Origin of the sequence: Pseudomonas sp. NY15181 (assembly GCF_048068055.1) — a bacterium.
GTDB lineage: Bacteria > Pseudomonadota > Gammaproteobacteria > Pseudomonadales > Pseudomonadaceae > Pseudomonas.
Genome location: NZ_JBLUPT010000004.1, coordinates 58,559 through 70,997, shown reverse-complemented (window position 1 = coordinate 70,997; position 12,439 = coordinate 58,559). Strand labels below are relative to the sequence as shown.

Here is a 12,439-nt window from a genome sequence, read left to right as displayed (position 1 = left end):
CCCGGGCGGTGTGAATCGTCCGGGGCTTTCTAGCTTTGGAGCAGTTTTATATGCGACGTATAGCCGTAATGGGCGCCGCCGGGCGCATGGGCAAGACCCTGATCGAAGCGGTACAGCAGACTGCTGGCAGCGCCGGTCTGACCGCGGCGGTCGATCGTCCGGACAGCACCCTGGTGGGCGCTGACGCGGGTGAGCTGGCTGGCCTGGGCCGCATCGGTGTGCCGCTGTCGGGCGACCTGGCCAAAGTGGTCGACGAGTTCGACGTGCTGATCGACTTCACGCACCCGACCGTCACCCTGAAAAACCTGGAAGTCTGCCGCAAGGCCGGTAAGGCCATGGTCATCGGCACCACCGGCTTCAGCGTCGAGGAGAAGGCGCTGCTCAATGACGCGGCCAAGGACATCCCGATCGTATTTGCCGCCAACTACAGCGTCGGTGTGAACCTCTGCCTGAAGTTGCTCGATACCGCGGCTCGTGTGCTGGGTGACGAGGTGGACATCGAGATCATCGAGGCACACCACCGTCACAAGGTCGACGCGCCGTCCGGCACCGCCCTGCGCATGGGCGAAGTGGTCGCCAATGCGCTGGGGCGTGATCTGGAGAAAGTGGCCGTGTACGGTAGAGAAGGCCAGACCGGTGCTCGTCCGCGCGAGACCATCGGTTTCGCCACCGTGCGCGCTGGCGACGTGGTGGGCGATCACACCGTGCTGTTCGCTGCCGACGGCGAGCGCGTGGAAATCACCCACAAGGCCTCGAGCCGCATGACCTTCGCTCGCGGCGCCGTGCGTGCTGCGCAGTGGCTGGAAGGGCAGGCCAACGCCTTGTACGACATGCAGGACGTGCTTGGCCTTCGCTGAGTGGCATAGCCGTACGTCGTGCAAAAGGTGGACCATGATGTCGCTTTTCTGTAAACTACAGCTTTAGTGTGTCCACTAAAAGCAGCGCAGCATGATCACATAAAAAGCGGGATGACTTCTTCTGACGTCATCCCGCTTTTTTACAATCTGCGCACGCCCAGCCAGGCTTGAACTACGGGAGGTCTTCTTGACTAAGCCAGCCATACTTGCACTTGCCGACGGCAGCGTTTTTCGCGGTGAAGCCATCGGCGCCGACGGCCAGACCGTCGGAGAGGTGGTGTTCAACACCGCCATGACCGGCTACCAGGAAATCCTCACCGATCCTTCCTACGCCCAACAGATCGTTACCCTGACTTACCCGCACATCGGCAACACCGGCACCACGCCGGAAGACGCCGAGTCGAACAAGGTCTGGGCCGCCGGCCTGATCATCCGTGACCTGCCGCTGCTCTCCAGCAGTTGGCGCGACAAGCAGTCCCTGCCGGACTACCTGAAAGAGAACGGTACCGTCGCCATTGCCGGCATCGATACCCGCCGCCTGACCCGCATCCTGCGCGAGAAGGGTTCGCAGAACGGCTGCATCCTGGCCGGTGACGACGCCACCGAGGAAAAAGCCCTCGAACTGGCGCGCGGCTTCCCGGGCCTGAAAGGCATGGACCTGGCCAAGGTCGTTTCCTCCACCGAGCGCTACGAGTGGCGTTCCAGCGTGTGGAACCTGGAAACCGACAGCCATCCGGAAATCGCCGCTGCCGACCTGCCGTACCACGTGGTCGCCTACGACTTCGGCGTGAAGCTGAACATCCTGCGCATGCTGGTCGCCCGCGGCTGCCGCCTGACCGTCGTGCCGGCGCAGACCCCGGCCAGTGAAGTGCTCGCCCTGAATCCGGACGGCATCTTCCTCTCCAACGGTCCTGGTGACCCCGAGCCGTGCGACTACGCCATCCAGGCCATTCGCGAGTTCCTCGACACCGAGATCCCGGTGTTTGGCATCTGCCTCGGCCACCAGCTGCTGGCCCTGGCCTCCGGCGCCAAGACCCTGAAAATGGGCCACGGCCACCACGGTGCCAACCACCCGGTGCAGGACTTGGATTCGGGCGTGGTGATGATCACCAGCCAGAACCACGGTTTTGCCGTGGACGAGGCGAGCATGCCGAGCAACCTGCGCGCCACCCACAAGTCGCTGTTCGACGGCACCCTGCAGGGTATCGAACGCACCGACAAGGTGGCCTTCAGCTTCCAGGGTCACCCGGAAGCCAGCCCCGGTCCGCACGACGTGGCCCCGCTGTTCGACCGCTTCATCGCGGCGATGGCCGAGCGCCGCTGAGTCCGAGCTCGAAGAGGTAGAAGAAGATGATGCCGACCCTGGGAATCACCGACCTCTGGACCTACGTCCTGGGTACGCTATTCATCGTCCTGCTGCCGGGGCCGAACTCGCTGTTCGTCCTCGCCACCGCCGCCCAGCGCGGCGTGGCCTCGGGCTACCGGGCGGCGAGCGCGGTGTTCCTTGGTGATGCGATCCTGATGTTCCTGTCGGCGCTGGGTATCGCCTCGGTGCTCAAGGCCGAGCCGATGCTGTTCCTGGGGTTGAAGTACGTCGGCGCCGCTTACCTGTTCTATCTGGGTATCGGCATGCTCCGCGGTGGTTGGCAGAAGCTGCGCCACCCGCTGGAAGCGGCCGCCGCGCCGACCAAGGAAGTGGACGTCAACCAGCCGTTCCGCAAGGCGCTGCTCCTGAGTCTGTCCAACCCCAAGGCGATCCTCTTCTTCATTTCCTTCTTCATCCAGTTCGTCGACCCGGGATACGCCTACCCCGGCCTGTCGTTCCTGGTGCTGGGCACGATCCTCGAGATCCTCAGCGCCCTGTACCTGAGTTTCCTGATTTTCTCCGGTGTGCGTCTGGCGGCCTGGTTCCGTCGGCGGCAACGGCTGGCTGCCGGCGCCTCGAGCGGTGTCGGCGCCCTGTTCGTCGGCTTTGGCGTGAAGCTGGCCAGCGCAACCCTTTCCTGAATATTGCAACGAGAGTCCCATGCCCAAGCGTACAGACATCAAGAGCATCCTGATCCTCGGCGCCGGCCCGATCGTCATCGGCCAGGCCTGCGAGTTCGACTACTCCGGCGCACAGGCCTGCAAGGCCCTGAAGGAAGAAGGCTTCCGTGTCATCCTGGTGAACTCCAACCCGGCCACCATCATGACCGATCCGGCCATGGCCGACGCCACCTACATCGAGCCGATCAAGTGGCAGACCGTCGCCAAGATCATCGAGAAGGAGCGCCCTGACGCGCTGCTGCCGACCATGGGTGGCCAGACCGCTCTGAACTGCGCCCTGGATCTGGAGCGTCACGGCGTTCTGGAGCAGTTCGGCGTGGAAATGATCGGCGCCAACGCCGACACCATCGACAAGGCCGAAGACCGTTCGCGCTTCGACAAGGCCATGCGCGACATCGGCCTGGCCTGCCCGCGCTCTGGCATCGCCCACACCATGGAAGAAGCCTACGGCGTGCTGGAGAAGGTCGGCTTCCCGTGCATCATCCGTCCGTCCTTCACCATGGGCGGCACCGGCGGCGGCATTGCCTACAACCGCGAAGAATTCGAAGAGATCTGCGCCCGTGGTCTGGACCTGTCGCCGACCAATGAGCTGCTGATCGACGAATCGCTGATCGGCTGGAAGGAATACGAGATGGAGGTTGTTCGCGACAAGAAGGACAACTGCATCATCGTCTGCTCCATCGAGAACTTCGACCCGATGGGCGTGCACACCGGTGACTCCATCACCGTTGCCCCGGCGCAGACCCTGACCGACAAGGAATACCAGATCATGCGCAACGCCTCGCTGGCGGTGCTGCGCGAGATCGGCGTGGAAACCGGCGGTTCGAACGTGCAGTTCGGCATCTGCCCGAACACCGGCCGCATGGTCGTGATCGAGATGAACCCGCGCGTATCGCGCTCCTCGGCTCTGGCTTCCAAGGCCACCGGCTTCCCGATCGCCAAGATCGCCGCCAAGCTGGCCGTCGGCTACACCCTCGACGAGCTGCAGAACGACATCACCGGCGGTCGCACCCCGGCGTCCTTCGAGCCGGCGATCGACTACGTCGTCACCAAGATCCCGCGTTTCGCCTTCGAGAAATTCCCGAAAGCCGACGCCCGCCTGACCACCCAGATGAAATCCGTGGGTGAAGTCATGGCCATCGGCCGCACCTTCCAGGAGTCCGTGCAGAAAGCCCTGCGCGGCCTGGAAGTCGGCGCCACCGGTTTCGATCCGAAGCTGGACCTGAACGACCCGGAAGCCGCGAGCATCCTCAAGCGCGAGCTGACCGTGCCCAATGCTGACCGCATCTGGTACGTCGCCGACGCCTTCCGCGCCGGCAAGAGCATCGCCGAAGTCTTCGATCTGACCCGCATCGACGAGTGGTTCCTGGTGCAGATCGAGGATCTGGTCAAGGACGAAGAGCGCGTGAAGACCCTGGGTCTGTCCGCCATCGACCGCGACCTGATGTACAAGCTCAAGCGCAAGGGCTTCTCCGACGCCCGTCTGGCCAAGCTGCTCGGCGTGACCGAGAAGAACCTGCGCAGCCATCGCCAGAAGCTCAAGGTGCTGCCGGTGTACAAGCGCGTGGACACCTGCGCCGCCGAATTTGCCACCGACACCGCCTACATGTATTCGACCTACGAGGAAGAGTGCGAAGCCAATCCGTCGACTCGCGACAAGATCATGATCCTGGGCGGCGGTCCGAACCGCATCGGCCAGGGCATCGAGTTCGACTACTGCTGCGTACACGCCGCGCTGGCCATGCGTGAAGACGGTTACGAGACCATCATGGTCAACTGCAACCCGGAGACCGTCTCCACCGACTACGACACGTCCGATCGCCTGTACTTCGAGCCGGTGACCCTGGAAGACGTGCTGGAAATCGTCCGCGTCGAGCAGCCCAAGGGTGTGATCGTGCAGTACGGCGGCCAGACCCCGCTGAAACTTTGCCGTGCCCTGGAAGAAGCCGGCGTGCCGATCATCGGCACCAGCCCGGACGCCATCGACCGCGCCGAAGACCGCGAGCGCTTCCAGCAGATGGTCCAGCGCCTGAACCTGCGCCAGCCGGCCAACGCCACCGCGCGCAGCGAAGACCAGGCCCTGGAGCTGTCGAAGAACATCGGCTACCCGATGGTCGTGCGCCCCTCCTATGTGCTGGGTGGCCGCGCGATGGAAATCGTCTACCAGGAAGAAGAGCTCAAGCGCTACATGCGCGAAGCCGTGAAAGTCTCCAACGACAGCCCGGTGCTGCTGGACCGCTTCCTGAACTGCGCCATCGAGGTCGACATCGACGCGGTGTGCGACGGCGAGACCGTGGTGATCGGTGCGATCATGCAGCACATCGAACAGGCCGGCGTGCACTCCGGTGACTCCGCCTGCTCGCTGCCGCCGTACTCGCTGCCGGCGCACATCCAGGACGAGATCCGCGAGCAGGTCAAGAAAATGGCCCTGGAGCTCGGCGTGGTCGGCCTGATGAACGTGCAGATGGCCGTGCAGGGCGAAGACATCTACGTGATCGAGGTGAACCCGCGCGCGTCCCGTACCGTGCCGTTCGTCTCCAAGTGCATCGGCGAATCCCTGGCGAAAGTTGCGGCCCGCGTCATGGCTGGCAAGTCCCTGGCCGAAGTCGGCTTCACCCAGGAGGTGATCCCGCCGTACTATAGCGTCAAGGAAGCGGTGTTCCCGTTCGCCAAGTTCCCGGGCGTCGACCCGATCCTCGGCCCAGAGATGAAGTCCACTGGCGAGGTGATGGGTGTCGGCGACAGCTTCGGTGAGGCATTCGCCAAGGCCCAGTTGGGCGCCAGCGAAATCCTGCCGAACGCCGGTTGCGCCTTCATCAGCGTCCGCGAGGACGACAAGCCGCAAGCCGTTCAGGTCGCTCGCGATCTGGTCGCGCTGGGCTTCGAAGTGGTCGCCACCGCCGGTACCGCCCGCGTCATCGAGGCTGCCGGTCTGCCGGTGCGCCGCGTGAACAAGGTGACCGAGGGCCGTCCCCACGTGGTCGACATGATCAAGAATGACGAAGTCACCTTGATCATCAACACCACCGAAGGTCGCCAGTCCATCGCTGACTCGTATTCCATTCGTCGTAACGCCCTGCAGCACAAGATCTACTGCACCACCACCATCGCGGCGGGTCAGGCGATCTGTGAGGCGCTCAAGTTCGGTCCCGAGAAGACCGTTCGCCGTCTGCAGGATCTCCATGCAGGAATCAACGCATGAGCAAATTTCCAATGACCGTCCAGGGCGCTCGCGCCCTGGAAGAAGAACTGAAACACCTGAAGACCGTTCTGCGCCCGCAGATCACCCAGGCCATCGCCGAAGCGCGTGAACTGGGCGACCTCAAGGAAAACGCCGAGTACCACGCGGCACGTGAACAGCAGGGCATGTCCGAGGCTCGCATCCGCGACATCGAGGCCAAGCTGTCCAACGCGCAGATCATCGACGTAACCACCATTCCGCACAGCGGCAAGGTGATCTTCGGCACCACCGTGGACATCGCCAACGTCGAGACCGACGAGACCGTGACGTACCAGATCGTCGGCGACGACGAGGCGGACATCAAGAACAGCAAGATCTCGGTCAACTCGCCGATCGCCCGTGCGCTGATCGGCAAGACCGAAGGCGACGCCGTGCTGGTGAAGACTCCGGGTGGCGACGTCGAGTACGAGATCGTTGAAGTCCGCCACGCCTGATCGGCAATCCCTGAGCGCAGGCACCATCAGTTGGCTGCTGGCCCAGACATTCTGGGTCGGCGGCCTCTGGCTGCTGCAGTTCATGATGCTGCCGGCGCTGGGCAAGATCGGTCTGGCGCCGCTGCTGGTGGACGCCGTGGCGGATGCGCTGAAACCGCTGCTAGTGGGTTTCGCGGGTTTCTGCGTGCTGCTCCAGGCCCTGGTGCTCTGGCAGGCGCGTGGAATCGCCGCCTTCATGCGCGAGATGCGTGGGCAGTTGCTGCTCAGCGTGCTGGTGATGGCGGTGGTGTATTTCGGTGTGCGCCAGGTTGCGCCGGACGCCGAGCGCTGGCTGCTGTTCAACTACCTGGTGGTGGCGCTCTGCGGGTTGCTGCTGGTGCTGCAGCCGGCGCCGGGGCGGGACGAGCAGGCCTGACGCGGCGGAGCCTTGCCGGCTCCGCGCTGCCGGGCTTGACTGTCAGAGGCCGCTGTAGCGGCTGATGTTCGACAGGTTCTTGTTCGGCTTGGGATTGCGGCGATAGATCAGCGCCATCTTGCCGATGACCTGGATCAGTTCGCAGCTGCCGTTCTGGCAGAGTTCGTCAATCAGCGCACGACGGTCGTCGCGTTCGGCGATGCGGAACTGCACCTTGATCAGTTCATGATCGTTGAGCGCGCGCTCAAGCTCGGCCATCACGCCTTCCGACAGACCGTTTTCAGCGACGGTCAATACGGGTTTCAGGTGATGCCCGATAGATTTGAACTGCTTTTTCTGCTCCTGAGAGAGCGCCATAATCTGACCCCTGGGAAAAAAGGCGGATATTCTACCCGAGTTTCGGTTATACCGGGATGCCGCTCAGACGAGGTAATACGTGGCCCGTTCCAAGACTAGCCATCGCTGGCTGAAAGAACATTTCGACGATCCGTACGTGAAGATGGCACAGCGCGACGGCTATCGCTCGCGCGCCAGCTACAAGCTGCTGGAAATCCAGGAGAAGGACCGCATCCTGCGGCCGGGCATGACCGTGGTCGATCTCGGCGCGGCGCCGGGTGGCTGGTCCCAGGTCACCAGTCGGGTGATTGGCGACAAGGGCACCCTGATCGCCTCCGACATCCTGCCGATGGACAGCATCCCGGACGTCACCTTCATCCAGGGTGACTTCACCGAGGACGAGGTCTTCGCCCAGTTGCTCCAGGCCATCGGAGAAAATCCGGTAGACCTTGTGATTTCGGATATGGCCCCCAATATGAGTGGATTGCCCGCCGTGGACATGCCCCGCGCGATGTTCCTCTGCGAGTTGGCCTTGGACCTTTGCACCCGTGTGCTGCGTCCGGGCGGCGATTTCCTGATCAAGATTTTCCAGGGTGAGGGTTTCGACGCTTACCACAAGCAGGTTCGCGAGAACTTCGAGAAGGTGCAGATGCGCAAACCGCTGTCGTCCCGCGACCGTTCGCGGGAGCAGTATCTGCTCGCACGAGGCTTTCGCGGCGCCTAGACTGGAATGATTGGGCAGGCTTCTGGTCTATGCCTTGCAGGTTTTGCTTGTACCGGTGAAAGCCGGGGTTCATAAAGGGTTACAGACGGCGCCTGCCTGGCGGCGGGCGTTGTGTAGTAATTTTGGCCGGAAGGAGTCTGGCCGTCGTGAGAAGCGGTTTCCAGGGCGGAGCCGGCTTCAGAGGGTAGTCAATTGAACGACATGGCAAAGAACCTGATTCTGTGGCTGATCATCGCGGCGGTACTCGTCACCGTGATGAACAACTTCTCCAGCCCGAGCGAGCCGCAGACGCTCAACTATTCCGACTTCATCCAGCAGGTGAAGGACGGCAAGGTCGAGCGCGTGACCGTCGACGGCTACGTCATCACCGGCAAGCGCCAGGATGGCGACACCTTCAAGACCATCCGCCCGGCGATCCAGGACAACGGCCTGATCGGCGACCTGGTCAACAACAACGTGGTCGTCGAAGGCAAGCAGCCCGAGCAGCAGAGCATCTGGACCCAGCTGCTGGTAGCGAGCTTCCCGATCCTGGTGATCATCGCGGTCTTCATGTTCTTCATGCGCCAGATGCAGGGCGGCGGCGGTGGCCGCGGCGGCCCGATGAGCTTCGGCAAGAGCAAGGCGCGCCTGCTGTCGGAAGACCAGGTGAAGACTACCTTCGCCGACGTCGCCGGTTGCGACGAGGCCAAGGAAGAAGTCAGCGAGCTGGTGGAGTTCCTCCGCGATCCGGGCAAGTTCCAGCGCCTGGGCGGCCGTATCCCGCGCGGCGTGCTGATGGTCGGCCCGCCCGGCACCGGTAAGACCCTGCTCGCCAAGGCGATCGCCGGCGAAGCCAAGGTTCCGTTCTTCACCATTTCCGGTTCGGACTTCGTGGAAATGTTCGTCGGCGTGGGCGCTTCGCGCGTTCGCGACATGTTCGACCAGGCCAAGAAGCACGCACCCTGCATCATCTTCATCGACGAGATCGACGCCGTCGGCCGCCATCGTGGCGCCGGCCTGGGTGGCGGTCACGACGAGCGCGAACAGACCCTCAACCAGTTGCTGGTGGAGATGGATGGCTTCGAGATGAATGACGGCATCATCGTCATCGCCGCGACCAACCGTCCTGACGTGCTCGACCCCGCGCTGCTGCGTCCGGGGCGCTTCGACCGCCAGGTGGTGGTCGGCCTGCCGGACATCCGTGGTCGCGAACAGATCCTGAAAGTGCACATGCGCAAGGTTCCGCTGGGTGACAACGTCGATCCGGCCGTGATCGCGCGCGGTACCCCGGGCTTCTCCGGTGCCGACCTGGCCAACCTGGTCAACGAGGCTTCGCTGTTCGCCGCTCGCGCCAACAAGCGCATTGTCGATATGCGTGAGTTCGAGTTGGCCAAGGACAAGATCATGATGGGCGCCGAGCGCAAGACCATGGTCATGTCCGAGAAGGAGAAGAAGAACACCGCATTCCACGAGGCAGGCCATGCCATCGTCGGTCGTCTGGTTCCGGAGCACGACCCGGTCTACAAGGTTTCCATCATTCCGCGCGGCCGCGCCCTGGGCGTGACCATGTTCCTGCCGGAAGAGGACCGCTACAGCCTGTCCAAGCGAGCCCTGGAAAGCCAGATCTGCTCGCTGTTCGGTGGCCGCATCGCCGAAGAGATGACCCTGGGCTTCGAAGGCGTGACCACTGGTGCTTCCAACGACATCATGCGTGCCACCCAGTTGGCGCGGAACATGGTGACCAAGTGGGGACTGTCGGAAAAGCTCGGTCCGCTGATGTACGCGGAAGAAGAGGGCGAGGTCTTCCTCGGTCGCAGCGCCGGTAGCCAGCACGCCAACGTGTCCGGCGAGACCGCGAAGATGATCGACCAGGAAGTGCGCCGCATCATCGACGACTGCTACGGCACCGCCAAGCGCCTGCTGGAAGAGAACCGCGACAAGCTCGACATGATGGCCGATGCGCTGATGAAGTACGAAACCATCGACGCCGATCAAATCGACGACATCATGGCCGGCCGCACTCCGCGCGAACCGCGTGACTGGCAGGGTGGCAATTCCGGTTCCTCCGGTAACGCCGCTTCGCCGCGCGATGAAGGTCGCCAGGAAAATCCGATTGGCGGGCCCGCCGGCGAACACTGAGAGCACTGAATGAGTTCGTTGTACCACCCGACCCGGTTGCCTTGCGGCAACCGGGTTCTTGATTTAAGCCGCCCGCACGTCATGGGCATCCTCAACGTCACCCCTGATTCCTTCTCCGATGGTGGTCGTTTCAACCGGCTGGACGTGGCGTTGCGCCATGCGGCGGAGATGGTCGAAGCCGGTGCCACGCTGATCGATGTCGGTGGTGAGTCGACCCGGCCGGGTGCCCGCGTGGTTTCTCCTACCGAAGAGCTGGAGCGGGTGGCGCCGGTTGTGGAAGCCATCGCTCGAGAGCTGGACGTGGTGATCTCGGTGGATACCTCCACCCCGGCAGTGATGCGCGAAACGGCGCGACTTGGTGCTGGATTGATCAATGACGTGCGCTCGTTACAGCGCGACGGCGCCCTGGATGCAGCAGTCGATACCGGCTTGCCCGTCTGCCTGATGCATATGCGCGGCGAGCCGGGAAACATGCAGGACGACCCGCGCTACCCGGATATCCTTCAGGAGGTCCGTGGATTCCTCGAGGGACGCGTCAGGGTTTGCGAATCCGTGGGCATTGCCCGTGATCGGATCGTCATTGATCCTGGCTTCGGTTTTGCCAAGACCCAGGGCCACAACCTTAATTTGTTCCGGCAGATGGAGCGGTTGGTGGAATTGGGTTGTCCGATGCTGGTCGGCGTCTCGCGCAAGAGCATGATCGGTCGGGCGCTGGAGCGTGAGGTCGGCGAAAGACTTTATGGCGGCTTGGCCCTTGCCGCGCTCGCGGTAGCCAAGGGAGCCAGCATTGTCCGTGTCCATGACGTCGCTGCGACGGTGGATGTGGTTCGAATGATTCACGCAGTTGAAAGTGCAAAGGAAGAGGAGATATTCGCATGAGCAGGAAGTATTTCGGCACCGATGGTATTCGCGGCCGTGTCGGCACGCCGCCGATCACGCCGGACTTCGTGCTCAAGCTGGGCTGGGCCGTCGGCATGGCGTTCCGTCAGCAGGGCAAGTGCCGCGTGCTGGTGGGCAAGGACACCCGGATTTCCGGTTATATGTTCGAGTCCGCGCTGGAAGCGGGGCTATCTGCCGCCGGCGCCGATGTGATGCTGCTCGGCCCGATGCCGACCCCGGGTATCGCCTACCTGACTCGCACCTTCCACGCCGAAGCCGGCATCGTCATCAGCGCATCGCACAATCCGCACGACGACAACGGCATCAAGTTCTTCTCCGGTCAGGGTACGAAGCTGCCCGACGAGGTGGAACTGATCATCGAGGAGCTGCTCGATGCGCCGATGACCGTGGTCGAGTCGGCCCTCCTGGGCAAGGTTTCGCGGATCAATGATGCGGCTGGTCGCTATATCGAGTTCTGCAAGAGCAGCGTGCCGTCCAATACCGACTTCGCCGGGCTGCGTGTCGTGCTCGATTGCGCCCATGGCGCAACTTACAAGATCGCCCCGAGCGTGTTCCGCGAGTTGGGTGCCGAAGTGTCGGTGATCGGTGTGCAGCCGAACGGCTTGAACATCAATGAAAACTGCGGCTCGACCCACATCGAGGCGCTGCGGGAGGCCGTGCTGGCCGAGCAGGCCGACATCGGTATCGCCTTCGATGGTGATGGCGATCGGGTGATGATGGTCGATCACACTGGAGCAGTGGTCGATGGTGACGAGATCCTCTTCCTGATTGCCCGCGATCTGCTCGATCGCGGCAAGTTGCACGGTGGCGTGGTCGGCACGCTGATGAGCAACCTGGGTCTGGAGCTGGCATTGCAGGAGCTGAATATCCCGTTCGTGCGCGCCAAGGTCGGCGACCGCTATGTGATGTCCGAACTGCTGGCGCGGAATTGGCAGCTGGGCGGCGAGAACTCCGGCCACGTCGTCTGCTGCCAGCATACGACCACTGGCGATGCCGTCATTGCTGCGCTGCAGGTGCTGATGGCGCTGAAAACGCGTGGTCAGAATCTGGCCGAGGCGCGCATGGGTATCCGCAAGTGCCCGCAGGTGCTGATCAACGTTCGCTTTGCCGGTGGCGATGTGGACCCGCTGGAGCACCCTGCGGTCAAGGAGGCCTGTGCCAAGGTCACCGACGAAATGGCGGGGCGTGGCCGTGTTCTCTTGCGCAAATCCGGCACCGAGCCTCTGGTCCGAGTGATGGTCGAAGGCGACGAAGAGGTCCGGGTGCGCGCTTACGCCGAACAGCTGGCGAAAGTCGTGACTGAGGTATGTGCTTGATTTCTCTTGTCAGTTCTAAAACTGTCGAGTAATATCTGCGCCCACTTTGCTC

The 12,439-nt window shown here is 63.0% G+C and carries 11 protein-coding genes; 10 read left to right on the top strand and 1 reads right to left on the bottom strand.

Features of this window, described 5'->3' with window-relative positions:
* Positions 1-50: 50 nt before the first annotated feature.
* The 6 genes from dapB (at position 51) to ACNFBT_RS12070 (ending at position 6,993) form a co-directional block, all read left to right on the top strand.
* Positions 51-857 (top strand): 4-hydroxy-tetrahydrodipicolinate reductase, encoded by an 807-nt coding sequence (gene dapB, locus ACNFBT_RS12095; protein ID WP_416749566.1) that lies wholly within the window; start codon positions 51-53, stop codon positions 855-857.
* Between the two features lie 187 nt (positions 858-1,044).
* Positions 1,045-2,181 (top strand): glutamine-hydrolyzing carbamoyl-phosphate synthase small subunit, encoded by a 1,137-nt coding sequence (gene carA / locus ACNFBT_RS12090; RefSeq protein ID WP_416749564.1) that lies wholly within the window; start codon positions 1,045-1,047, stop codon positions 2,179-2,181.
* A gap of 29 nt (positions 2,182-2,210) precedes the next feature.
* On the top strand, positions 2,211-2,864 hold the full coding sequence (gene leuE, locus ACNFBT_RS12085; protein WP_416750102.1) for a leucine efflux protein LeuE: 654 nt from the start codon (positions 2,211-2,213) through the stop codon (positions 2,862-2,864).
* Between the two features lie 19 nt (positions 2,865-2,883).
* Positions 2,884-6,105, top strand: a complete 3,222-nt coding sequence (gene carB / locus ACNFBT_RS12080; RefSeq protein WP_416749562.1) for a carbamoyl-phosphate synthase large subunit — start codon at positions 2,884-2,886, stop codon at positions 6,103-6,105.
* On the top strand, positions 6,102-6,578 hold the full coding sequence (gene greA, locus ACNFBT_RS12075) for a transcription elongation factor GreA (protein ID WP_015478940.1): 477 nt from the start codon (positions 6,102-6,104) through the stop codon (positions 6,576-6,578). The genes carB and greA overlap by 4 nt, the downstream gene beginning before the upstream one ends.
* A gap of 10 nt (positions 6,579-6,588) precedes the next feature.
* The gene (locus ACNFBT_RS12070; RefSeq protein ID WP_416750100.1) at positions 6,589-6,993 is read left to right on the top strand and encodes a DUF4149 domain-containing protein; all 405 of its coding nucleotides are present in this window, start codon (positions 6,589-6,591) and stop codon (positions 6,991-6,993) included.
* Positions 6,994-7,035: 42 nt separating this feature from the next.
* On the opposite strand, the gene ACNFBT_RS12065 is transcribed toward ACNFBT_RS12070, so the two are convergent.
* Positions 7,036-7,350, bottom strand: a complete 315-nt coding sequence (locus tag ACNFBT_RS12065; RefSeq protein ID WP_207882711.1) for a YhbY family RNA-binding protein — start codon at positions 7,348-7,350, stop codon at positions 7,036-7,038.
* 79 nt (positions 7,351-7,429) lie between these two features.
* Here ACNFBT_RS12065 and rlmE point away from each other — a divergent pair, with 79 nt between their 5' ends.
* The 4 genes from rlmE to glmM all read left to right on the top strand — a co-directional run bounded on the left by rlmE (position 7,430) and on the right by glmM (position 12,387).
* On the top strand, positions 7,430-8,053 hold the full coding sequence (rlmE, locus tag ACNFBT_RS12060; RefSeq protein ID WP_017518950.1) for a 23S rRNA (uridine(2552)-2'-O)-methyltransferase RlmE: 624 nt from the start codon (positions 7,430-7,432) through the stop codon (positions 8,051-8,053).
* Positions 8,054-8,254: 201 nt separating this feature from the next.
* On the top strand, positions 8,255-10,171 hold the full coding sequence (ftsH, locus tag ACNFBT_RS12055) for an ATP-dependent zinc metalloprotease FtsH (RefSeq protein WP_275608716.1): 1,917 nt from the start codon (positions 8,255-8,257) through the stop codon (positions 10,169-10,171).
* Between the two features lie 9 nt (positions 10,172-10,180).
* Complete coding sequence (folP, locus tag ACNFBT_RS12050; RefSeq protein ID WP_416749559.1) at positions 10,181-11,050, top strand: dihydropteroate synthase; 870 nt, start codon at positions 10,181-10,183, stop codon at positions 11,048-11,050.
* Positions 11,047-12,387 carry a phosphoglucosamine mutase gene (gene glmM, locus ACNFBT_RS12045; protein ID WP_416749557.1) on the top strand — a complete coding sequence of 447 codons (1,341 nt, stop codon included), beginning with the start codon at positions 11,047-11,049 and terminating at the stop codon, positions 12,385-12,387. The genes folP and glmM overlap by 4 nt, the downstream gene beginning before the upstream one ends.
* Positions 12,388-12,439 lie beyond the last annotated feature (52 nt).

Bases quoted from the DNA above. Each gene is read 5' to 3' on its own strand.
- dapB (WP_416749566.1), top strand. From the start codon at position 51: ATGCGACGTATAGCCGTAATGGGCGCCGCCGGGCGCATGGGCAAGACC.
- leuE (WP_416750102.1), top strand. From the start codon at position 2,211: ATGCCGACCCTGGGAATCACCGACCTCTGGACCTACGTCCTGGGTACG.
- carB (WP_416749562.1), top strand. From the start codon at position 2,884: ATGCCCAAGCGTACAGACATCAAGAGCATCCTGATCCTCGGCGCCGGC.
- greA (WP_015478940.1), top strand. From the start codon at position 6,102: ATGAGCAAATTTCCAATGACCGTCCAGGGCGCTCGCGCCCTGGAAGAA.
- ACNFBT_RS12065 (WP_207882711.1), bottom strand. From the start codon at position 7,350: ATGGCGCTCTCTCAGGAGCAGAAAAAGCAGTTCAAATCTATCGGGCAT.
- ftsH (WP_275608716.1), top strand. From the start codon at position 8,255: ATGGCAAAGAACCTGATTCTGTGGCTGATCATCGCGGCGGTACTCGTC.
- folP (WP_416749559.1), top strand. From the start codon at position 10,181: ATGAGTTCGTTGTACCACCCGACCCGGTTGCCTTGCGGCAACCGGGTT.
- glmM (WP_416749557.1), top strand. From the start codon at position 11,047: ATGAGCAGGAAGTATTTCGGCACCGATGGTATTCGCGGCCGTGTCGGC.